This is a genomic window from Lysobacter sp. DMC97 (genome assembly GCF_056313745.1).
Genome location: NZ_JBQUZR010000002.1, coordinates 685,743 through 705,908, shown reverse-complemented (window position 1 = coordinate 705,908; position 20,166 = coordinate 685,743). Strand labels below are relative to the sequence as shown.

Here is a 20,166-nt window from a genome sequence, read left to right as displayed (position 1 = left end):
GGCAGCGTTGCCGCTCGAAGGGCCGCTGATGGCGAGAAAGCGGCATCGCTGGCGGTCGAAGGGGCAGCGTTGACCCTCGAAGCGTCATCGATGGCGGAAAAAGCGGCATCGGTGGCGATCGAAGGAGCAGCGTTGACCCTCAAAGGGGCGTCGATGGCGAAAAAAGCGGCAGCGATGACGGTCAAAGCGTCGGCGTTGACGCTCGAAGGGTCGGCGTTGCACCAAAAAGGGGCGTGCGTGCGGCTTCGAGGGCCGACGTTGCGGGTCCGAGGGGCATGCGTGGCGAAAAAAGCGGCAGAAGCTGAGTCGCGATCGGGGAACGTTGCCACTTCGAGGGGCAGCGGTGGCGAAAAAAGCGGCAACGGTGACCGTTGAAGGGGCAGCGTCGGCGCATCGAGGGGCAGCGTTGCACCAAATCGGTGCAACGGTGGGGATTGGCGGGGCGAGGGGTTGGCGGGAGGTCTGCCGGGGCGGCGGTCGCGCCTCCCGGCGCTCCTACAGGGGAGACCTGCCGCGACGGCTGTCGCGACTCCCGTCGCTCCCACAGGTATAGGGCTGCCGTCACGTTGGGCGACGCAGCTTTGCTCCCTCCCCTTCAAGGGGAGGGTCAGGGTGGGGATGGGGTTGCGGGGCGCTCGGCGACGGCGGGCACAAGGCCGTCATCCTCGCGCATGCGAGGACCCAAGCCTGACTGGCGCGGAAAGAGGGGTCCTCGCTTGCGCGAGGATGACGGTGAAGCATTGACCCGGTGCGGGTGACGGGAAGGTCTGCCGACTCGGTTGTCGCGACTCCCGTCGCTCCCACAGGAGGGGCTGGCCGCGGTTCGGGTCGCGCCTCCCGGCGCTCCCACAGGGGAGGTCTGCCGCGGCGGGGCGCGGCCATGGCAGGTGGGGCGGTGCATGCTGCTGTTTGCCGATTCGGGCGGGTTCGAAGGCGGCCGGTGATGCGCGGGACTTCCGGCACGTCCTGCGGTCGGAGGGCGGGTCTAGCGTGGCGGGCACATCGACTACGCATACGGTGGGTCGCGATGCCGACACTCCATCGCCGTCATTTCCTGAAACTCGCCGCGGGTCTGGGCGCGACGCTGGCCTGGGGGTGCGCGACGGTCCGGCCGTCGTCCAGCGGTTGGCGCGAGCGGCGCGATCTGTTCCCGCAGGGCGTCGCCTCGGGCGATCCTGATGCGCACAGCGTGCTGTTATGGACCCGGCGGCCCTTCAGCGATGGCCGCGCGCGCGCCACGCTGCTGGTCGAGGTGGCGGAGGATCAGGACTTCCGTCGCGTGATCGCGAGCACGGCGGCGCCGGTGCTGGCCGAGGCGGACTGGACCTGTCGCGTGCTGGTCGGCGATCTGCCGCCGGCCGGCGAGTTCTGGTATCGCTTCGTCGACGAGGACGGCAACGGCAGCCGCATCGGCCGCACGATGACGGCGCCTGCGCCGGACGATCCGCGCCCGGCGCGCTTCGCCTTCGTCAGCTGCCAGAGCCTGCCCGAGGGCGCGATGAACGCGTACCGCAGGATGATCTTCGAGGACGAACGCGCGGCGCCGGAGGACCGGCTCGGCTTCGTGCTGCACCTCGGCGATTTCATCTACGAGGTGATCCAGACCCCGGCGCAGGTGAAGGGCGGCAAGCGCTACGACCGCGTCATCACGTTCCCGGTGAAGTTCGAGCACGGCAGGGCCGTCGCCAACGATCGCTTCACGGTGCCCGGCTCGCTGGACGACTACCGCGCGCTCTACCGCGCCTATCTGCTCGACCCCGACCTGCAGGATGCGCGGGCGCGCTTCCCGTTCGTGGCGATGTGGGACAACCATGAATTCTCGTGGCAGGGCTGGCAGTCGATCCAGGAATTCCCGGGCGAAGGCCGCGTGCACGCGCAGACGCTGAAGGTCGCGGCGAACCAGGCGTGGTTCGAGTTCCAGCCGGCGCGGGTGATGGCGCCGGGCCGCTCGCTGGCGCGCTTCGAGGCGCCGCACGTGGTGGACGCGCCGGTGACGACGTTCGACGAGACCGGTCTGGGACGCGAACCCAACAACATCGCGGCGATCGAGAGCTTGATCGCCTACCGCGCGCTGCGCTGGGGCCGGCACATCGACCTGATCATCACCGACCAGCGCAGTTTCCGCGGGCCGGATCCGTCCAATCGCGACGAACTCGGTCCGCTGTTCGACAAGGTGCCGTACAGCTTCTTTCCCGAGGCCCTGTCGATGCAGTTGGACAGCGGCCGCGAGGTCGCCGGTGGTCATCCGCCGGAGAAGCTGGTGTTCGGCGACAAGGCCATCGCCAACTTCCGCGCCGGCGAACCCGCGCAGACGATGCTGGGCGCCAAGCAGAAGGCGTGGTTCCTCGACCGCCTGCGCGGCGCGACCGCGACCTGGAAGATCTGGGGCAATTCGCTGGGCACGCCCGACTGGCGCATCGATCCGCAGCACCTGCCGGCCGGGATGCTGCCCGCCGACTGGATGCCATGGACCGACGGCTACGCGGTGCTGGGCAACGGCGACTGGGGCGGTGTCTACCACGAACGCGCCGAGATCTTCGACGCGGTGCGCGACGCCGGCATCACCGGCTTCGCGATCGTGTCCGGCGATCGCCACAGTTTCTGGGCGGGCTACGCCGCGAAATCGCTGCCGCCCATGGCATTCGAGCCGGTGGGCGTCACGTTCGTGGGCGGCTCGATCATCTCGCCCGGCATGCAGGAAGCGTACGAGCACGGCAAGAAGGAGGGACCGCTGCGCCCACTGTTCATCGCCGATCGCGCCGGCGGCTCGATGGCGCCGACGATGAACCTGCTGCTCCGCCACGGCGTGCGTTCGGCGCTGGAATATGCGCGCAGCGGCGACCTCGCGAAGGCGCGCGCACTGCGCAATCCCGAGATGGCGCCGCACCTGGATTTCGTCGACATGGGCGGCCACGGCTACGCCACGGTGCGCGTCGACGCCACGACGATGGCCACCGACTTCGTCTGCATCCCGCGGCCGATCCAGCGCAGCCCCGGCGTGGACGGTGGCCCGCTGCGGTATCGCATCCGCCACACCGTGCCGCTGTGGCAGCCGGGCGAAGCGCCGCGCCTGCAGCAGATCGTGCTGGAAGGCGATCCGGGATTGTCGGTGTGAGGTGAACGGCCGCCATCGAGGGATGGCGCGGCATGCAGCAAGCGATGCAAGTCGATGCGCGGGCCGCTGCGGGTGTCGCGGCTCACGCCGCTCCCGCAGAAGGGATGGCGAGGGTCTGGCGTAGCAGTCGGCATGGTCGTCGGCGCTCCGCTTTGCTCCCTCCCCTTCAAGGGGAGGGCCGGGGTGGGGATGGGGTTGCCGAGTGCCTTGCCGGAGAGGCTGGCCGCCTCGTTTGTCGCGACTTGACCAGCCTTCGGCTGTTGAAAGCCGTCGCTCCCACAGGTGAGGCATGCCGCGGTTTTGGGTCGCGCCTCCCGGCGCTCCTACAAGGCGGGCTTGCCGCGATGGGTGTCGCGGCTCACGCCGCTCCCGCAGGCGGGCGTGCGGGCGGTGGCGATGTCGGGGGCGGGTACCATGCGGGAATGGCGCCCTGCGGTCGGGCGCGGGGACGGTCGATGTTCGAGATTGCAGTGGTATGTCTGGTGCTGACGGCGCTGTTCGCGTACGTGAACCACCGGTTCGTGGGGTTGCCGACGACGATCGGGGTGATGGCGGTGGCGCTGTTGCTGTCGCTGGGCTTGATCGCGCTGGATCGGCTGGGGTTCGGGGCGCTGCGCGACTACGAGGCGGCGATGCTGCGCTCGATCGATTTCTCGCAGGTGCTGATGGAGGGGATGCTGTCGCTGCTGCTGTTCGCCGGCGCGCTGCACATCGACCTGAGCGAGTTGCGGACGCATCGCTGGCAGGTCGGGTTGCTGGCGGTGGCGGGCACGGCGCTGTCGACGGCGATCGTGGGCTTCGGGCTGCATGCGCTGCTGCCGACGGTGGGGTTGTCGCTGTCGCTGGGCTACTGCCTGGTGTTCGGCGCGCTGATCTCGCCGACCGATCCGATCGCGGTGATCGGCATCCTGAAGTCCGCGGGCGCGCCGCGCAGCGTGAACCTGGTGGTGTCGGGCGAGTCGCTGTTCAACGACGGCGTGGGCGTGGTGCTGTTCTCGCTGCTGCTGGCGATGGCGACGCGCGGCGAGGCGCCGGGCGTGGGCGAAGGCGCGATGCTGTTGCTGCACGAGGCCGGCGGCGGGCTGCTGCTGGGCGCGGCGCTGGGCGGGGTGCTGTTCTACCTGCTGCGCAGCATCGACAACTACCAGGTCGAGGTGCTGCTGACACTGGCAGGCGTGCTGGGCGGCTACGAGCTGGCGAGCCTATGGCATGTGTCGGGCCCGCTGGCGATGGTGGTCGCGGGGCTGATCGTGGGCAACCAGGGCCGTGCGTATGCGATGTCGGACACGACGCGGCACCACGTCGACCTGTTCTGGGAACTGCTGGACGAGATCCTCAACGCGGTGCTGTTCGTGCTGCTGGGGCTGGAGATCGTGCTGATCGTGTTCGACGTGCAGACGCTGGCCGCCGCGGCGATGGCGATCGCGATCGCGCTGCTGGCGCGACTGCTGGCGGTGGGCGTGCCGGTGGCGGCGCTGCCGCGGGTGTTCCGGCTGCCGGCGGGCGCGTGGAAGGTGCTGACCTGGGGCGGCCTGCGCGGCGGCATCTCGGTGGCGCTGGTGCTGTCGCTGCCGGCCGGTCCGCAGCGCGAGCTGCTGCTGGCGCTGACCTACGCGGTGGTGGTGTTCTCGATCCTGGTGCAGGGGCTGACGATCAAGCGCGTGGTGATGCGCGGGTTGGCGGGCGGCGAGGCGGCGGAGGGGTAGGCGTTCGCGGCTGCGGCGGGATTTGCTGCGGCGCTGCTTTGCGCCCTCCCCTTCAAGGGAAAGGCTGGGGTGGGGATGGGGTTGCCGGGAGGCGGCGACGGCAGGCACGAGGCCATCATCCTCGCGCAGGCGAGGCCCCCTCTTTCCGCGCCAGTCCGGCTTGGGTCCTCGCGTGCGCGAGGATGACGGTGAAGCATTGCCCCGGTGCGGGTGACGGGAAGGTCTGCCGATTCGGTTGTCGCGACTTGACCAGCCTTCGGCTGTTGAAAGCCGGCGCTCCTACAAGGAGGCTTGCTGCGGCGGTGTCGCGGCTCACGCCGCTCCCACAAACAGCTCGGCGCGAGTTTGCTCCCTCCCCTTCAAGGGGAGGGTTGGGGTGGGGATGGGGTGAAGGTCGACCGCTTCGGTCGTCGCGACTTCCGTCGCTCCCACAGGAGAGGCATGCCGCGGCTGGGGTCGCGCCTCCCGGCGCTCCTACAGGCGGTTCGGGTCGCGGCTCGCACCGCTCCTACAAAGCGAAGCCTGCCGCGGCGTTGGTCGCGGCTTACGCCGCTCCCACAGGTAAGGGATCGCGGGCGCCGGAAAGCACGAAAGCGCCCGGAGGCGCTTTCGCGGGTGTCGCGGTGTGGTGCGTCGGCGCTTACTTGCCGGCGACGACCTTCACCATGTCGAGGCACTTGGTGGAGTAGCCCCATTCGTTGTCGTACCACGACACGATCTTGACGAAGGTGCCGTCGAGGGCGATGCCGGCGTCGGCGTCGAAGATCGAGGTGCGGGTGTCGCCGCGGAAGTCGGTGGCGACGACCTTGTCCTCGGTGTAGCCGAGCACGCCCTTGAGCGCGCCTTCGGACTGGGCCTTCATTTCGGCGCAGATCTCGGCATACGTGGCGCTGTTGTCGAGTTCGACGGTGAGGTCGACCACGGAGACGTCGGAGGTCGGCACGCGGAAGGCCATGCCGGTGAGCTTGCCCTTGAGCTGCGGCAGCACCACGCCCACGGCCTTCGCGGCGCCGGTGCTGGACGGGATGATGTTCTCGAGGATGCCGCGGCCGCCGCGCCAGTCCTTGTTGGACGGGCCGTCGACGGTCTTCTGGGTGGCGGTGGCGGCGTGCACGGTGGTCATCAGGCCGCGCTTGATGCCCCACTTGTCGTCCAGCACCTTGGCGATCGGCGCGAGGCAGTTCGTGGTGCAGGACGCGTTGGAGATGATGGCCTGGCCGGCGTAGGTGGCGTGGTTCACGCCGTAGACGAACATCGGCGTGTCGTCCTTCGACGGGGCCGACATGATGACCTTCTTCGCGCCGGCGGCGAGGTGCTTCTCGGCGCTGGCCTTGTCGAGGAACAGGCCGGTGGATTCGATGACGACTTCGGCACCGACTTCGTCCCACTTGAGGTTGGCGGGATCGCGTTCCTGGGTGAGGCGGATGCGCTTGCCGTTGACGATCAGGGTGTTGCCGTCGACCGAGACCTCGCCCTTGAAGCGGCCGTGGACCGAGTCGTAGCGGAGCATGTAGGCCAGGTACTCCGGCTCCAGCAGATCGTTGATGCCGACGATCTCGATGTCGTCGCCGAAGTTCTGGACCGCGGAACGCAGGACATTGCGGCCGATGCGGCCGAAACCATTGATGCCAACCTTGATCGCCATGGGCGGATCGCTCCTGAGCGGGGGATGAGGACGGGGAAGCCGCCCATTCTACTGGACCATCGGGCCGCCCCGGGCCGGGCGGAGGGTGCCGGGGCTCCGGGAACGGGACGTCGATCCCGGACCACACGGTACCGTCTGGTCATTCGTTAAAAAATTGATCATCCTCAAACGGCGCCCGGAAAGGCGCGCAGATACTGTCGCCCAACAAAGCGGCAATCCAACTTCAATGCCCAAGGAGGCAAATCCAATGATCCGTCGTTTCGCCCCGCTCGCCATCGCCCTCGCTTTCGGCGGCCTCGCCGCCCCGGCCTTCGCCCAGCAGGCTGGCGAGTGGACCTTCAGCGTCGGTGCCCACCAGGTCAACCCGAAGTCCGACAACGGCAGCCTGGCCGGCAACACGCTCGACGTCGAAGTCGGCAGCAACGTCCGTCCGACCGTCACCGCCGAATACTTCGTGCGCGACAACCTGGGCATCGAAGTCCTGGCCGCGCTTCCGTTCCAGCATGACGTCGACATCAAGGGCCTCGGCACCGTCGGCTCGGTCAAGCACCTGCCGCCGGTCGTGTCGCTGCAGTACCACTTCGGCGACGGCAAGGTGAAGCCGTTCATCGGCGCGGGCCTGAACTACACCTACATCTTCAGCGAAAGCACCACGGGCGCGCTCCGCGGCAGCAAGCTGCGTCTGGACAACTCGTGGGGCCTGGCCGCGCACGCCGGCGTCGACTTCAAGGTCAGCGACAAGGGTTCGATCCGCGTCGACGCCCGCTGGATCGACATCGACAGCGACGTGAAGCTCAACGGCGCCAACCTCGGCACCGTGAACATCGACCCGCTGGTCTACGGCGCCGCGTACGTCTTCCAGTTCTGATCGAGTCGTCCTGATCGAATCGTCCTGATCGAGTCATCCCGAGCAAGTCGCTTCATGCAACACCCGTCGCCGGCCGCAACGGCCGGCGATGGTCGCGTCGACGAGGACGCGAACAACACGTCTGCACCTTGCGGGTCATGTCGGCTACTCTCCTCCGCATGACCCGTTTTTGTTGCCTGATCGTCTGCGGTGCGCTCGCCGCACTGCCTGCCGCCGATGCATTCGCCTGGGGCGCCGTCGGGCACCGCATGGTCGGTGCGCTCGCCGCTCCCGAACTCGTGCCCGCCGCCCGCGCCGAAGTCGCGCGGCTGCTGCAGGGCGAAGCCGATCCCACGCTCGCCGGCGTCGCCAACTGGGCCGACGACCTGCGCGACCATCCGCCCGCGGACGATCCCGGCATCGGCAAGCGCACCTCGCACTGGCACTACGTCAACCTGCCCGATGAGGATTGCGGCTACGTGCCGCCGAAGCACTGCCCGGACGGCGACTGCGTGATCGAGGCGATCCGCCGCCAGCGCGACGTGCTGGCCGACAAAGGCCAACCCGATGCGGCACGCGCGCGGGCGCTGAAGTTCCTGGTGCATTTCGTCGGCGACGTGCACCAGCCGCTGCACGCCACCACGCGCGATCGCGGCGGCAACCTGTTCCAGCTGCAGGTCGGCGGCCGCGGCACCAACCTGCATTCGCTGTGGGACAGCGGACTGTTCGCGGGCATCGACGAACGCCCGCTGCTGGAGACCGTGCAGCACCTGCCGCTGCCGAAGGACGCCACGGGCGTCGGCGATGCACAGGCGTGGGCCGAGGCCTCGTGCCGGATCGTGCTGCGCGACGGCTTCTATCCGCCGGGCGCGAAACTGGCGCCGACCTACGTGCCGCAGTGGCGGCCGGTGGCGGAGGAACAACTGCGCATCGCCGGGCACCACCTCGCGGCATTGCTCAACGACGCGCTGAAGGCGCCGCCCGCGCGCTGACCCCGACGGCGTCCGCTGGGGCCTGCGCAACGACTCACCGCTTCGTGGCGGTGGCCGGTGCCGGTTCGGCGGCCGGTGCACTGATCGGCACCCAGTTGGGTCTGAAATGGCTGCTGGTGCGTGCGTTGCGCTACGCGCTGGGGGTGGTGCTGTTGATCACGGCGGGAAAGTTGCTGCTCGGTTGACGGGCCGACCGGCGCACGGGTTGATCGCGCGACTCTGGATCGTCGACTCGTTCTGATCAGCCGGCAACTCGCGTCGTCCGGCATGCCGGACGACGCGGGTCGATCAGCATTCGTCCTGAACCGGCTTGACGCCTTCAACGATCTGCCTCAACTCCATCAGACGCGGCATCGGAATCGTCTGAGAGGACAAGGCGGATGGCGCACGTGGCGCAGGAGCCGACGCCGTCGCTGGCGCGGGTGGGACAGGCGGGGGCACCGGTGCCGCCAAAGCGGGCGGCGGCGGAGGTGCAGGCGGCGAAGGCGGCGCCGGGGGCGCGGGCGGAGCCGGCGGCAGTGGGGTGTCGTCGACGCGCATCGCCAGTTCGATGCCGTCGAAATGGCCGTCGGCCTTCTGCTCGCCAACTTTGACCACGCCCGGCGTGTCGCGGGCGACGATCAGCCGCGGCCGGCTGACCACGACGTCGTTGCGGGTCAGCACGAGCGCGACATCGAACCGGTCCTTGCCGGCCTGGCGCACGGTGCCGTCGACGCCGATGTGGCTGCCGCGGCCGTCCTGGTACTTCAGGTCGAACTTCGAACCATAGCGGCCGCCGGCCTCGAAGTGCGCGGGCGGCTGGCCGTCGGACTTGAGATCAAGGGCGATGTGGTAGTCGCGGCCTTGGCCGGTGATGGCGGACGCGGATCGCGCGGGTTGCGCCGACCACACCGCGAAGCCGGCGCCGAACAGCAGCGTCGCGACCAGCGCGGCGCCGAATCGCCGGACCCGGGGGCGCGGCGGGGGAGTGACGAGATGCATGACTCTCTCCTTCAGGGGATGTGAGACGCCCCAGTGACAGCCCAGCGGCGCCTGCCGGTCGGCCATGAGGGTCTTGAGCATCGCTTCGCCGTACGCGCGTCGCGAATCGGGATGGGCCGCGACCACGGCCCGGTCGCAGGCCAGCTCCTGGTCGTGGCGGAAGCGGGCCGCGGCCAGCGGCAGCAGCGGGTGGAACCAGAACAGGCAGCGGAACACCGCGGCGGCGAGGTTCGCGAGATGGTCGCCGCGACGGCGATGCAGGCGTTCGTGCGCGAGCATCAGCCCGCGTTCGCGCGCGTCGTAGCGATGCTCGAAATCCTCGGGCAGCACGATGCGCGGACGCAGCGCGCCGACCAGCGCCGGCAGGCCCGCGCTCGCCTGCGCGCGCCACAGGCCGTCGTCATCGGGGGCGAGCGCACCAAGGCCGCGCTCGAACCGGCGCTGCGCGCGCCACAGCCACATCGCCGTCAGCAGCGCACCGGCCAGCCAGGCGAGCAGCCACCACGCCGAGTGATCCGCGGCCTGCGCGGGCGCCGCCAGTACCGGCTGCACGAGCGTGTGCAATGCGGGCGCGGGCGTCGTCGGCAGCGTCGGCAGCACCGTGCGCGCAGGCAACGCCAGCGCGACCAGCGACACCGGCAGCAGCCACCACGCGGCGTAGCCAACGTCGGCACCGAAGCGCGTGCGCAGCCAGCGCGGCAGCACCAGCAGCACGGCCAGCGCGAGGGTCGCGACCAGCGACATGCGCCACAACAGCGCCAGCAGATCGGGCGCGCCCAGCTCAGGGATGTCCATCGCGCGCCTCCGGGTTGGAGTCCGACTCCATCGCGTCATCGTGCGCATCGAGCGCGGCCACCAGCCGGCGCAGTTCGGCCACGTCGTCCGCACTCAGTTTGCGATGCCGGCTGAAGTGCGCCACCAGCGGCGCGACGCGGCCGTCGAACAGCCGCGCCAGCAGGCTCTCGCTTTCGTCCAGCACCCAGTCCTCGCGCCGCAGCAGCGGGCGGTAGAGGTAGCGGCGGCCGTCCTTGTCGGCGGCGATCGCGCCCTTGTTGAGCAGGCGGTTGAGCAGCGTCTTCACCGTCGCCTCCTGCCAGTCCTGGCGCGACGCCAGCGCGGCCACCACCTCTTCCGCGGCCAGCGGGCTGCGCTGCCAGAGGACGTCCATCACCACGGATTCCGCTTCGCTGATCTGCATGTCGCGCGCACTCGTTTACGTCCGTAATCGGATTTGAGATTACACCCGTAAACAATCGTGTCAAGTGCCCGATGGCCCGGCTACGAACCGCGGCCCTGCGGGGGGACCGACCCCATCCCCACCCCGGCCCTCCCCTTGAAGGGGAGGGAGAAAAACGCGGCGCTTTGAGGCCTCCCCTTCAAGGCAAGGGAGACAGGCGCGGCGCCTTGCAGCGCGAACGGGCGAACGGGCCAAGGGGCAAGAACGCGTTGCTTTGAAGCCCTCCCCTTCAAGGAGAGGGAGACAGGCGCGGCGCCTTGAAGCCCTCCCCTTCAAGGGGAGGGTTTGGGTGGGGATGGGGTCGATGAGACGGGATCGATACGGATGAGGCCGATGCGAGATGCCTTCGACTGCGCCTCGCCGATGCCGGGCCATCCCGCCCCGCCCTGCCCGCCCCGCCCTGCCCGCCCCGGACGCGCCGCCGAATTGCGTCGGGGCAAGACGCCAGCGGCCAAACTCCGCGATCATGCGCGCATGACCGAACCGACACGCCCGCACCGCCTCACACGTCTCGACGACGCGGTCGAGACCATCCTCGCCACCCTCGACGGCCCGCTGCACGTCGCCGCACCGCTGGGCATCGGCAAACCGCACCGGCTGCTCAACGCGCTCTACGCCCGGATCGAGCGCGAACCGTCGCGGCCGTTCCACCTCTACACCGCGCTGTCGCTGGACACGCCGACGGCGACCAGCGACCTGCAGCGACGCTTCCTCGATCCGTTCCTGTCGCGCCACTTCGGCGACGACTTCCCGCGCCTGGCCTACGTGCAGGCGGAGAAGCGCGACGCACTGCCGGCGCACGTGGAGATCGAGGAGTTCTACATGCAGTCCGGCGCGCTGCTGCGCTCGCGCCACGCGCAGCGCCGCTACGCCAGCCTCAACTACACCCACGTCGCGCGCACCGTCGCCGAGCGCGGCGTGAACTGCGTGGTGCAGAAGGTGGCCGCGAACGCCGACGGCACGCGGCTGTCGCTGTCGTCGAACACCGACCTCACCTTCGACCTGCTCGACGCCATCGCGCTGCGCGGCGCGCCGCGGCCGCTGCTGATCGCCGAGGTCGATCCGGAACTGCCGTGGATCGAGAGCGGCGCCGCGGTGGACGCGGATTTCTTCGACGTGGTGGTGACGCCGCCGGGGCCGCATCCGAAGCTGTTCGCGCTGCCGCGCCAACCGGTGGCCGACGCCGAATTCGCGATCGGCTTCTACGCCAGCGCGCTGGTGCGCGACGGCGGCACGCTGCAGATCGGCATCGGCGCGCTCGCCGACGCGCTGTGCCACGCGCTGGTGCTGCGCCACACGGACAACGCCGCGTACCGGCGCGTGCTGCACGCGCTGGATCCGGAGATCGAACGCCATCCGGCGGTGATCGCCAGCGGCGGACTCGGGCCGTTCGAGATCGGCCTGTACGGCTGCAGCGAAATGATCAACGAAGGCTTCCGCGCGCTGGTGCAGGCCGGCGTGCTGCGGCGTCGCGTGGTCGACGACGAAGCGCTGATGCGGCGCATCGCCGACGGCAGCGCCAGCGACGCCGACCATGCGCGCGTCGCGCGCGAGGGCGAGTTCCTGCACGGCGCGTTCTATCTCGGTTCGCACGAATTCTACGACTGGCTGCGCACGCTCGACGACGACGCGCGCAGCGGCATCGGCATGCGCCGCGTCGGCGAAGTCAACGAGCTTTACGGCGGTCGCGAATCGCTGGAGCGCGTGCAGCGCCGTGAGGCGCGCTTCTTCAACACCTGCATGATGGCGACGGTGCTGGGCGCCGCGGTCTCGGATGGATTGGAAGACGGCCGCGTGGTGTCCGGCGTGGGCGGGCAGTACAACTTCGTGGCGATGGCGCACGCGCTGCACGACGCGCGCTCGGTGCTGATGCTGCGCGCGGTGCGCGAGGAGCCGGGCCAGCCGGCGATCTCCAGCGTGGTGTCGAACTATGGCCACACCACGATCCCGCGCCACCTGCGCGACGTGTACGTCACCGAGTACGGCATCGCCGACCTGCGCGGTGCCTGCGACGAGGACTGCATCGCGGCGATGGCGGCGGTGGCCGACAGCCGCTTCCAGCACGCGCTGCTGTCGCGCGCGAACGCGGCCGGCAAGCTCGGCGACGGGCTGCTGCGCCTGCGCCTGTCGGGCCACAACACGCCCGAACGCCTGGCCGCGGCGCTGGCACCGTTCCGCGCCGACGGCACCCTGCCCGACTATCCGCTGGGCAGCGATTTCACGCCGGTCGAACAGCGCCTGGCGAAGGCGCTGCTGTGGCTGAAGGCGCACACCGCGACGAGTGGCGCGAAGCTGATGACGATCGCGCAGGCGCTGACGGCCGGTGCCGCCACGAACGACGACGAACGCGAAGCGCTGGCGCGGATGGGCTACGACGCGCCGGCCGGCTTCGCGGACAAGGTGTCCGCGAAGCTGGTGCTGCTGGGGCTGCGGCGCAGCGCTTGACGCGATCCGGCGGCGTTACTTCGCCGCCGGATCGAGGATCGCCCGCAAGCCTTCCTCGTAGGCATCGACCCGGTAGGTCTTGCGCAGTTGGCGGATCTGTTCCAGCACCTTCGAGGACAATACTGCCGAGTCGCGCGGCGTTGCGGCCCGGATCGGCAGGGCGTAATCCTGCCGATGGTCGTAGGCGTCCTGGCCACTCAGCGGCCCGCCGGTGTAGTGGCAGGGCACCACCTTCACCACGATGTAGCCGCGCTGGGTCGTGTCGTACTGGATCGTCGCGTTCAACTGCTGGTTGCATTCGTTCCAGGTCGGCCGCGGATAGATCCCGGCGGCACGGCCATCGGTGTAGAACACCTGGGCGTGGTAGCCGGCGCCGCCACCGTTGGGGACCGGGACCGCATCGGCGCGGCCGGACAGGACAGCCGCGGCGGCCATCAGGCCGAGCGCCAGCGTGGATTTCATGTTCATCGCGATTCCTTTTTTTCGAGAGAGGACGCCCGCCTCGGGACGGGCGGGGACACGCCGGGACACCGACGGGAGCGCAGCGGAACGGAACCAGGCCCCGCCCCCGTGCGGCATGCGTGCCCGGCGGCGTGCGAAGCCGGACACGCGGATGCGCGGGGGATTCAGGGGGCCTGTTCGCCCTTCTCCGGCTTGACCGGTTCCTTCGTGCAGCGGCCTTCGAGCACGGCGTTGAGGAACATGCCGGTGGGGCCGCTGATGTTGGTGACGTCGACGTTCAGCGTGTACACGCCGGGCAGCGTCACCGGCCAGGCGGCGAAGTTGTTCAACTGGTTGGCGGCGGTGAAGCAGTAGCCGCCAGCGGCGGTGCACGCCACCGGGCCGCCGCCGACCGGGCCGGTCAGGTACACCTTCTCGTAGTTGTCGCCGGCCGCCGCGAAGCCTTTCAGCACGATCGACTGCGGGATCGTGCATTTCTCGACCCGGAACTGCAGCGTGTAGTGGTACGTGGTGCCGTTGCCGCCGCTGCCCGCCGCATTCAGCGAGACCCACTTGGCGCCATGGGTGTTGGTGCTCCAGGCCGCGTTCACCGGCGACACCGGCACGGCGGGCTGGCCGTTGACCCGCCACGGGACGCCGGCGACGGTGCTCAGGTCGAGCTTGTTCTCGCCGCCGAGGCAATGGCAGCAGCCCAGCGTCGGCATCCGCCCGACGACCGCGGCGATGGGCAGCTCGCCGCGCGGTGGGCCGACCACGCGATCCTGCGCGCGGGCCGGCAGCGCGGCGGTGGACGACAGGCCGGCAACGATGGCGAGCGCGGCGGCGAGGACGGCGCGACGGGGGAAGACAGCGGGGAACAGCGGGGAAGACGACGACATGGCGAAGCTCCTGGCAAGGCCGCGGACGCGGCGCATGGGTGGGCCGGAGCACCGTCGTGCGGGAGGCAGGATGCGGTGCGATCCGGTCGGATCACCGTAGGCAGCGGCCCGCCGCGGGGTAAGGACGAGGCCGGGAACAAATCGCCGTCGCCATGACCCGCATCGATACGAATCAAGAGGTTGCCGGTTTTGTTCCCGGCTTCTGCCCGGCGTTCCGCTGGCGGGCGACGATCGTCTTCCCGAGACTGGCCCGACCCGACCACAAGGAGTGACTGCCATGAACACCGTGTTCCGACTGCTGCTGCCGTTGGCGCTGGGCCTGTCGATCGTCTTCCCGGCGCTGGCAGATCCGCCGGTCGCGCCGGCGGCCTGCAAGACGCCCGGCGCCCGGCGGATCACCATCGCCCACTTCCAGTTCAGTCCGGAAGATCTGAAGACCTTCGAGACGGAACATCCGCAGCCGCATGCCGTCAACGCGCGTCGCGGCCCGGTGCGGCGCGCGACGCTGGGCGAGGCGATCGCTGCGCTCCTGCCCGCCAGGCAGCAGGCAGCGCACGTGCCGACGTCCTCGGCCCGGCTCTCGGTCGGCGCGACCCACGCCACCATCGGCCCGCCGCGCGATCTCGGCGGCGATGCCACGTGCGGCGTGGTCGACTTCTGGCTGTACGCCGCCGTCGACGCCTATTCGTATTGCAACGCCGCGGACAAGGGGAACGGACAGGCGTACTTCCAGGTGACGTCCCCGACCTCGTTCAACGCCGTCGACCATCACGCGCAGTACGCCAGCTACGCGCAGGGGCTGGAAGGCACCTGCTACGTCTGCGTGCCGCCGCCGAGACTGAAGTCGGTTGAGCCGGCGGCAGCGCGCCGCGACGCCGTGCGCACCGTCCAGCCCGCGACCGGTCCGTGATCGCGCCGCGCGATCACACCAATGCACTGCGCCGGGTGTACGCGAGCACGCCGTCCACCCGGCGCTGCAGGTCGTCGCGCTCGGCGGCTTCGAGGCGGCATTCGCCCAGCACGTAGTAGGCCAGCCGCAGGACGTCGCGCCAGCGCGGGTTCTGCGGCAGGCGCGACAGGCTGAGGTAGCGTTCCATCGCCCGCGCACGCAGGCGGCCGTCGTCGATGTTGATGCGCCAGATGCGGCTGCGTTCGGCCAGTTCGATGCGGTTCCGGCCGGTGCTGCGTTCCCAGGCTTCGACCACCGCCAGCATCAGCTCGACCAGCGCGAGCCGGAAGGCGGCACGCGCCGCGTCTTCGTCGAGGACCGGTTCGGCGTCCGCCGCCACGGGCGACGGCATCGTGCCGGCCTCCGCCGCGGATGCTTCCGCGGGCGTCGACAGCCGCATCACCACGAGACCGTCGCCCTGTTCCCACGGCGTCAGTTCGACATGCAGCGCAGGGCGCGCATCGCCCGCGGCAAAGGCCAGCGTCTGCGAGGCGCTGTCTTCCATGCGTTCCAGCGCCGTCGCCAGCGCCGCGGCGTCTTCGGCGGACAGCCGGTCGGACAAGGGCTGCCCGGTCAGGCCATCGCGTGCAGCGCCCAGCAGCGGGCAGGCCGCGCGGTTGGCCGCGAGCACCGTGCCGTCGGCGTCGAGCAGGCACAGCGCATCGCCGCGACTGTCCAGCAGGCCCTGCAGCAGGTCGCGATCGTTGCCGAGCGCATCGGCCTCGCGCCGGTAGCGCGCCAGCATTTCCTCGTAGCGCGCGCGGTTCGCGGCTTCGACCAGACGCGCGCGCTGCTGGCGACGCAGGAACACGATCGACACCGCGAACAGCGCGGCCAGCGCGGACACCGCGATGAGCCACAGCACCAGCGTGCGCTGGCGCAGTTGGGCGATGGTGCGTCCGCGCTCGGAAATCACGCGCTCGCGCTCGGACACCTCGAAACGCGCGCGCAGCCAGCCGAACTGGCGATCGCTCTCGGCATCGCGTTGTTTGCGCTCGTCGTCGCGCGCCTTGCGCAGCATGACGAGGGCCTCCGCATCGCGCCCCGCCTTCTCCAGCGTGATCGCCAGTTCGTCCTCGAGCTTGGCGGCATCGAGCGCGCTGATCGGCGGTGACTTGAGCGCTTTGCGCAGGCGCGCCTCCGCCGCTGCGATCAGGCCACTCTCCCGGTCGACGCGCGCCGCCGCGCGTTGCAGTTCGGGCGGAAGCGGCAGATGGTGCTCATCGGCCAGCGACAGTCCGGCGGCGGCGTATCGGCGCGCGCGCTCGAACTCGCGTTCTTCGACGGCCGCCAGCGCCAGATCGGCGTGGATCCGCAGCTGATAGGGGACGTTGCCGAGCTCGTGAAAGGCGTCGCGCGCAGCTTCGAGGTCGGCGGTCGCGGTCTTCGTGTCGTGGCCGTCCAGCGCCAGCCTGCCCAGCCCGTGCAGCATGTGCGCGGCCTCGTCCTGGTTGCCGCGGCGACGGAATGCGGCCAGTGCCTGCCGGTAGTAGTCCGCGGCCTGCGCCGGATGGTCGGTCTCGCGGTACAACTCGGCGAGGTTGGCCAGCGCACCGCCGACATCGGGATCGCCATCGGCACGCTGCATGTCCAGCCCGCGCTGCAGCGTGCGCAGGGCGCCGTCGTAGTCCCCCATCCGGCGCAGCGCGCCGCCGACGTTCTTGAGCTGCTTCGCGATGGCGGCGCGATCGTGGCGGGCTTGCGCGATCGACAGCGCGCATTCGAAGTGCCCGAGCGCGATGTCGACTTTCTCGTCGCGATACGCGAGCACGCCGAGGCGCCGCACCCAGTCGTAGCGCGCCGCGGCATCGTGGCCGGACACAAGCCGCGCCGCGGCGCAGCCCAGCGCCGCCTTCGCCGTTTCGAGGTTGCCTTGCTTGATCCGTTCGTCGGCTTGCGCGTACAGCGCCTGCACGTCGGCCGACGCGAACAGGCGTTCGCAGGTCGCCGGCGCGGGCAGCGTGTGTACGTCGATCGCGGCGCAGGCGGGGATCGACGCGGCATCGGCGGTGGCCACGACGCAGGCCAGCGCGGTCGCCGGCAGCAGGCAGCTCCATCGCGTCCGCGTGCGTGTCCCTCGCAACGCCCCTCTCCCCTGCCGGTGCCCCGCACCGGCCCGGGGTCAATCTATCACCGGCGACGCAGCCGGGATGCGCCAGCGCACCTGGCGCTGGCGCAGTGCCGCATCGATGGCATCAGGGATGCCAGGTGCAGTAGAGGTCGTAGTCGACCTGCGCGGTGGGTTCGGCGGCGATCGCCGCGCTCAGGGCCGCGCTCAGGGCGGTGTTGCACGCCGCCTGCGTGCTGCCGCCGGCGGACTGGTAGGTGGTGTAGTCCGGCAGGAGGTCGTAGTAGTGGTGGACGATGCGGATGCGGCCTTCCCAGGTGCCGCGACCGACCGGCGGGACGATCTGGATGCCGCCGCTGCCGACCGAGGCCGCGGTGGCGATGACAGGGAACGCGACCGGGGCCGCGAGCGTGGCGGCCAGCAGTGCGGCGGAGAGGACGGACCGTGCGATGCCATGGGGCATGGTGGAACTCCTTGTGGAGGCGACCGGGACGGTCGCCGACGGGTGGCTGCGCGCAAGGCGCAGGAACGGCCCGGACGCCCGCTGCGGCGCAGCGACGTCCGGACGAAGTGCCTCCGATGCCTGTCCGACCCGGCGCGGCTCACCAGCCGCCGCCACTCCCGCCACCGGCACCACCGCCACTGCTGCCGGAGCCGGTGTCGCCACTGCTGCCGGAGCCGGTGTCGCCGCCGTTGCCGGAGCCGCTGCCGCTTACGGGCGAAGGCCGTTTGTGCCGGCTTCGCCCGGTGGACGGGTTGGCGTCATTCGGATCGGTGATGGCGGAGGCCGTCGGCTGGCAGGCTTCGATCACCTCGGCGCCGCGATACGGCGACAGTTGGGCGTAGCACTCGTCTTCCGTGGCGGCGACGATGCGGACGACCTGAAGTCCGCTGCCGTCGTCGACCGACAGGACGGCGGTCCAATCGGCGGCGAGCGCGGAGGAAGAGGCGGACAGCACGCCGAGCGCGAACGCGACGGCGGCGAATCGGGTGAAGTGGCGCATGGGGTGAACCTGCGTTTGGCGGTGAGGTTGGAAAGACGGCGCGCGGAAGCGGGCCGTTCGGAAGGAAGCGGACGCGTGTTCGACGTTCGGTCGAGGACACGACCGGCCGCGCAGTCGCGGCCGGTCGTCGTGCAGGACGGCGCGGATCAGTCGTAGGCGGCGTCGAACCAGCAGAAGGTCACGACCGAGACGCCGGGCGAGTTGGTCAGGCTGGCGAGCTGGCCTTCGCAGTACGCCTGCGTGTCGGCGGTGATGTCGATGTAGCTGAAGGTCGACACGGTGCCGTTGGGGTGCTTGACCGGATTGACGTAGCGGACCTTCGCGCGCCACACGCCGGGCACGTAGGGCGTCGGGCCGACGGGGCCGATGCCGCCGATCTGGGCAGCGGACGCGGGCGAGGAGGCGGCGGCGATGAGCAGGGCGAGGACGAAGGTGGACAGCAGGGACTTCATGGAGACTCCGGAATGGACGGGACGGATGGGGATCGATGGAACGGAGGCCGCCCGGACGGGAGGGCGGGCGGCATCGCGGGACACCGCGTCCGTGCGGACGGGGCGGATCAGCGGTCCTTCTGGTCCTTCTTGCGCAGCGGATCGGTGATGGCCGCGCGGGCGATGGCTTGCAGCGTGGCCTCGTACTGGTCGATGCCGAACGTCTTGCGCGCCGCGGCCACTTCGTCCAGCAGGACGTGGGCGATGCCGCCGGATTCCCCGGGCGAGTCCGCCAGCACGGCGAGCGTGTACGGCGCGGCTTCCATCTCCGGCACGCCGCCGCCGCTGAAGGCCCAATGGCCGATGCACGGCGAGACGCTCTCGATCTGGTAGCCCTGGTTGTTCACGGCGTTGTCGATCGCGGCGTTCAGGGCGGCCTGACATTCGGCGGCGTTCGCGTAGGGACCGACGGTCAACCCCGCCGAGCTGCCGGCGAACTCGGCGCTGCCGTAGTAGACGAACGTGCCCGTCGGCACCGCCGCGGCGCGGGCATGGCCCATGACGGACAGCGCCAGCAGCGCACCGAGGGACAGGGTCGGGATCAGTTTCATGCGGGTCAATCTCCGGATGGCGAGGCTCGTCCCCGCCGGACGACGGGGTGCGATCACGCTAGGCAGCGCCCCCGCGGGCGGCCAGTACGAAACCGGGACACGCCGGGACGATCCGGGACGAAACGGCGCCGCGCCCGGGCATCGGGACGGCCGCCACGACGCGCGCCGGCCTCCCCGGATGTCGCGGATGCGGCGACGCAGCACGGCCGTTCAATGGCTTGCGCGCGCTTTCGCCCGTTTTCTTCCCGCATGCACGATGGCCGCGGCAGGGCATCCGTCCCTAGACTGTCGACTGCTCCGTCTTCCGAAGTCATGCCCATGCGGACCACCGTCGCCCTGCCCCTCAGCCTCTGCCTGCTGGCCGTCGCGCCGGCGTTCGCCCACGACACCCGGCCGGCCAACTGGTGCCCCGCGGGTTACCAGCAGCAGGTGGTGGCGTCCTTCGATCTGTCGACGTCGGCCCTCATCGCCTATCGCGCCGAGCACGCCGACGACGACATGGTGCTGGGCAGCACCTGCAACACGCCCAAGTCCTGCGGCATCGTCGACGAGTGGTTCTGGGCCAACCAGGCGGCCACCGAGTCCTGCATCGGCCAGCAGGTCCGCAGCGGCAGCGGCCTGGTCGCGGTGCCGCACGTCGTGTCCCCGGATGCGTTCAACCACGACGAGGATGCGAACGGCGACGGCATCAGCGACCACCACCGCGACTATCGCTTCAAGTCCGGCCTCCACGGGGTCTGCGTGGTCTGCACCCCGCCGGCGAAGCCGGTGTCGAACGACCCGAGTTCGTGACGC

The 20,166-nt window shown here is 70.2% G+C and carries 19 protein-coding genes; 9 read left to right on the top strand and 10 right to left on the bottom strand.

All coding sequences use genetic code 11. The annotated features are described in order from the left end of the window. The first annotated feature begins 69 nt into the window (after positions 1–69). From ACT53Q_RS06065 to ACT53Q_RS06055, 3 genes are all read left to right on the top strand, one after another. Positions 70–375: a hypothetical protein gene (locus tag ACT53Q_RS06065; protein ID WP_476185761.1), complete on the top strand. Its 306-nt coding sequence runs from the start codon at positions 70–72 to the stop codon at positions 373–375. Positions 376–1,027: 652 nt separating this feature from the next. Further along, positions 1,028–3,115: an alkaline phosphatase D family protein gene (locus ACT53Q_RS06060; RefSeq protein ID WP_476185760.1), complete on the top strand. Its 2,088-nt coding sequence runs from the start codon at positions 1,028–1,030 to the stop codon at positions 3,113–3,115. Positions 3,116–3,570: 455 nt separating this feature from the next. Then, complete coding sequence (locus ACT53Q_RS06055) at positions 3,571–4,821, top strand: cation:proton antiporter (protein WP_476185759.1); 1,251 nt, start codon at positions 3,571–3,573, stop codon at positions 4,819–4,821. A 640-nt stretch (positions 4,822–5,461) separates the two neighbouring features. Here the strand turns inward: ACT53Q_RS06055 and gap are convergent. Further along, positions 5,462–6,466, bottom strand: coding sequence for a type I glyceraldehyde-3-phosphate dehydrogenase (gene gap / locus ACT53Q_RS06050; RefSeq protein ID WP_476185758.1), 1,005 nt, complete (start codon positions 6,464–6,466; stop codon positions 5,462–5,464). 247 nt (positions 6,467–6,713) lie between these two features. On the opposite strand from gap, the gene ACT53Q_RS06045 reads away from it, so the two are divergent. From ACT53Q_RS06045 to ACT53Q_RS06035, 3 genes are all read left to right on the top strand, one after another. After that, positions 6,714–7,334: an OmpW/AlkL family protein gene (locus ACT53Q_RS06045; protein ID WP_476185757.1), complete on the top strand. Its 621-nt coding sequence runs from the start codon at positions 6,714–6,716 to the stop codon at positions 7,332–7,334. A gap of 158 nt (positions 7,335–7,492) precedes the next feature. Next, positions 7,493–8,305, top strand: coding sequence for a S1/P1 nuclease (locus ACT53Q_RS06040; RefSeq protein ID WP_476185756.1), 813 nt, complete (start codon positions 7,493–7,495; stop codon positions 8,303–8,305). 44 nt (positions 8,306–8,349) lie between these two features. Next, a complete protein-coding gene (locus ACT53Q_RS06035; protein ID WP_476185755.1) occupies positions 8,350–8,490 on the top strand; it encodes a hypothetical protein in 141 nt (46 codons plus the stop codon). A gap of 103 nt (positions 8,491–8,593) precedes the next feature. Here the strand turns inward: ACT53Q_RS06035 and ACT53Q_RS06030 are convergent, their stop codons facing one another. Both ACT53Q_RS06030 and ACT53Q_RS06025 read right to left on the bottom strand, forming a co-directional pair. After that, the gene (locus ACT53Q_RS06030) at positions 8,594–10,081 is read right to left on the bottom strand and encodes a M56 family metallopeptidase (protein ID WP_476185754.1); all 1,488 of its coding nucleotides are present in this window, start codon (positions 10,079–10,081) and stop codon (positions 8,594–8,596) included. After that, positions 10,068–10,484, bottom strand: coding sequence for a BlaI/MecI/CopY family transcriptional regulator (locus tag ACT53Q_RS06025; RefSeq protein ID WP_476185753.1), 417 nt, complete (start codon positions 10,482–10,484; stop codon positions 10,068–10,070). The genes ACT53Q_RS06030 and ACT53Q_RS06025 overlap by 14 nt, the downstream gene beginning before the upstream one ends. Before the next feature lie 513 nt (positions 10,485–10,997). Here ACT53Q_RS06025 and ACT53Q_RS06020 point away from each other — a divergent pair. Continuing rightward, positions 10,998–12,968: an acetyl-CoA hydrolase/transferase C-terminal domain-containing protein gene (locus ACT53Q_RS06020; protein ID WP_476185752.1), complete on the top strand. Its 1,971-nt coding sequence runs from the start codon at positions 10,998–11,000 to the stop codon at positions 12,966–12,968. A 15-nt stretch (positions 12,969–12,983) separates the two neighbouring features. On the opposite strand, the gene ACT53Q_RS06015 is transcribed toward ACT53Q_RS06020, so the two are convergent. Together ACT53Q_RS06015 and ACT53Q_RS06010 are read right to left on the bottom strand one after the other, a co-directional pair. Continuing rightward, on the bottom strand, positions 12,984–13,436 hold the full coding sequence (locus ACT53Q_RS06015) for a hypothetical protein (protein WP_476185751.1): 453 nt from the start codon (positions 13,434–13,436) through the stop codon (positions 12,984–12,986). Positions 13,437–13,594: 158 nt separating this feature from the next. Beyond that, a complete protein-coding gene (locus tag ACT53Q_RS06010; protein WP_476185750.1) occupies positions 13,595–14,308 on the bottom strand; it encodes a hypothetical protein in 714 nt (237 codons plus the stop codon). Positions 14,309–14,585: 277 nt separating this feature from the next. Here ACT53Q_RS06010 and ACT53Q_RS06005 point away from each other — a divergent pair, with 277 nt between their 5' ends. Then, the gene (locus ACT53Q_RS06005; protein WP_476185749.1) at positions 14,586–15,218 is read left to right on the top strand and encodes a hypothetical protein; all 633 of its coding nucleotides are present in this window, start codon (positions 14,586–14,588) and stop codon (positions 15,216–15,218) included. A 13-nt stretch (positions 15,219–15,231) separates the two neighbouring features. On the opposite strand, the gene ACT53Q_RS06000 is transcribed toward ACT53Q_RS06005, so the two are convergent. From ACT53Q_RS06000 to ACT53Q_RS05980, 5 genes are all read right to left on the bottom strand, one after another. Continuing rightward, positions 15,232–17,340: a tetratricopeptide repeat protein gene (locus ACT53Q_RS06000; protein ID WP_476185748.1), complete on the bottom strand. Its 2,109-nt coding sequence runs from the start codon at positions 17,338–17,340 to the stop codon at positions 15,232–15,234. Between the two features lie 112 nt (positions 17,341–17,452). Continuing rightward, positions 17,453–17,788 carry a hypothetical protein gene (locus ACT53Q_RS05995; RefSeq protein WP_476185747.1) on the bottom strand — a complete coding sequence of 112 codons (336 nt, stop codon included), beginning with the start codon at positions 17,786–17,788 and terminating at the stop codon, positions 17,453–17,455. Positions 17,789–17,927: 139 nt separating this feature from the next. After that, on the bottom strand, positions 17,928–18,329 hold the full coding sequence (locus tag ACT53Q_RS05990; RefSeq protein ID WP_476185746.1) for a hypothetical protein: 402 nt from the start codon (positions 18,327–18,329) through the stop codon (positions 17,928–17,930). Positions 18,330–18,475: 146 nt separating this feature from the next. Then, positions 18,476–18,781: a hypothetical protein gene (locus ACT53Q_RS05985; protein ID WP_476185745.1), complete on the bottom strand. Its 306-nt coding sequence runs from the start codon at positions 18,779–18,781 to the stop codon at positions 18,476–18,478. Between the two features lie 107 nt (positions 18,782–18,888). Further along, a complete protein-coding gene (locus ACT53Q_RS05980; RefSeq protein WP_476185744.1) occupies positions 18,889–19,371 on the bottom strand; it encodes a hypothetical protein in 483 nt (160 codons plus the stop codon). A 318-nt stretch (positions 19,372–19,689) separates the two neighbouring features. Here ACT53Q_RS05980 and ACT53Q_RS05975 point away from each other — a divergent pair, with 318 nt between their 5' ends. Beyond that, complete coding sequence (locus ACT53Q_RS05975; protein ID WP_476185743.1) at positions 19,690–20,163, top strand: hypothetical protein; 474 nt, start codon at positions 19,690–19,692, stop codon at positions 20,161–20,163. Positions 20,164–20,166 lie beyond the last annotated feature (3 nt).

Bases quoted from the DNA above. Each gene is read 5' to 3' on its own strand.
- ACT53Q_RS06060 (WP_476185760.1), top strand. From the start codon at position 1,028: ATGCCGACACTCCATCGCCGTCATTTCCTGAAACTCGCCGCGGGTCTG.
- ACT53Q_RS06055 (WP_476185759.1), top strand. From the start codon at position 3,571: ATGTTCGAGATTGCAGTGGTATGTCTGGTGCTGACGGCGCTGTTCGCG.
- gap (WP_476185758.1), bottom strand. From the start codon at position 6,466: ATGGCGATCAAGGTTGGCATCAATGGTTTCGGCCGCATCGGCCGCAAT.
- ACT53Q_RS06045 (WP_476185757.1), top strand. From the start codon at position 6,714: ATGATCCGTCGTTTCGCCCCGCTCGCCATCGCCCTCGCTTTCGGCGGC.
- ACT53Q_RS06040 (WP_476185756.1), top strand. From the start codon at position 7,493: ATGACCCGTTTTTGTTGCCTGATCGTCTGCGGTGCGCTCGCCGCACTG.
- ACT53Q_RS06030 (WP_476185754.1), bottom strand. From the start codon at position 10,081: ATGGACATCCCTGAGCTGGGCGCGCCCGATCTGCTGGCGCTGTTGTGG.
- ACT53Q_RS06025 (WP_476185753.1), bottom strand. From the start codon at position 10,484: ATGCAGATCAGCGAAGCGGAATCCGTGGTGATGGACGTCCTCTGGCAG.
- ACT53Q_RS06020 (WP_476185752.1), top strand. From the start codon at position 10,998: ATGACCGAACCGACACGCCCGCACCGCCTCACACGTCTCGACGACGCG.
- ACT53Q_RS06015 (WP_476185751.1), bottom strand. From the start codon at position 13,436: ATGAACATGAAATCCACGCTGGCGCTCGGCCTGATGGCCGCCGCGGCT.
- ACT53Q_RS06010 (WP_476185750.1), bottom strand. From the start codon at position 14,308: ATGTCGTCGTCTTCCCCGCTGTTCCCCGCTGTCTTCCCCCGTCGCGCC.
- ACT53Q_RS06005 (WP_476185749.1), top strand. From the start codon at position 14,586: ATGAACACCGTGTTCCGACTGCTGCTGCCGTTGGCGCTGGGCCTGTCG.
- ACT53Q_RS05995 (WP_476185747.1), bottom strand. From the start codon at position 17,788: ATGCCCCATGGCATCGCACGGTCCGTCCTCTCCGCCGCACTGCTGGCC.
- ACT53Q_RS05990 (WP_476185746.1), bottom strand. From the start codon at position 18,329: ATGCGCCACTTCACCCGATTCGCCGCCGTCGCGTTCGCGCTCGGCGTG.
- ACT53Q_RS05985 (WP_476185745.1), bottom strand. From the start codon at position 18,781: ATGAAGTCCCTGCTGTCCACCTTCGTCCTCGCCCTGCTCATCGCCGCC.
- ACT53Q_RS05980 (WP_476185744.1), bottom strand. From the start codon at position 19,371: ATGAAACTGATCCCGACCCTGTCCCTCGGTGCGCTGCTGGCGCTGTCC.
- ACT53Q_RS05975 (WP_476185743.1), top strand. From the start codon at position 19,690: ATGCGGACCACCGTCGCCCTGCCCCTCAGCCTCTGCCTGCTGGCCGTC.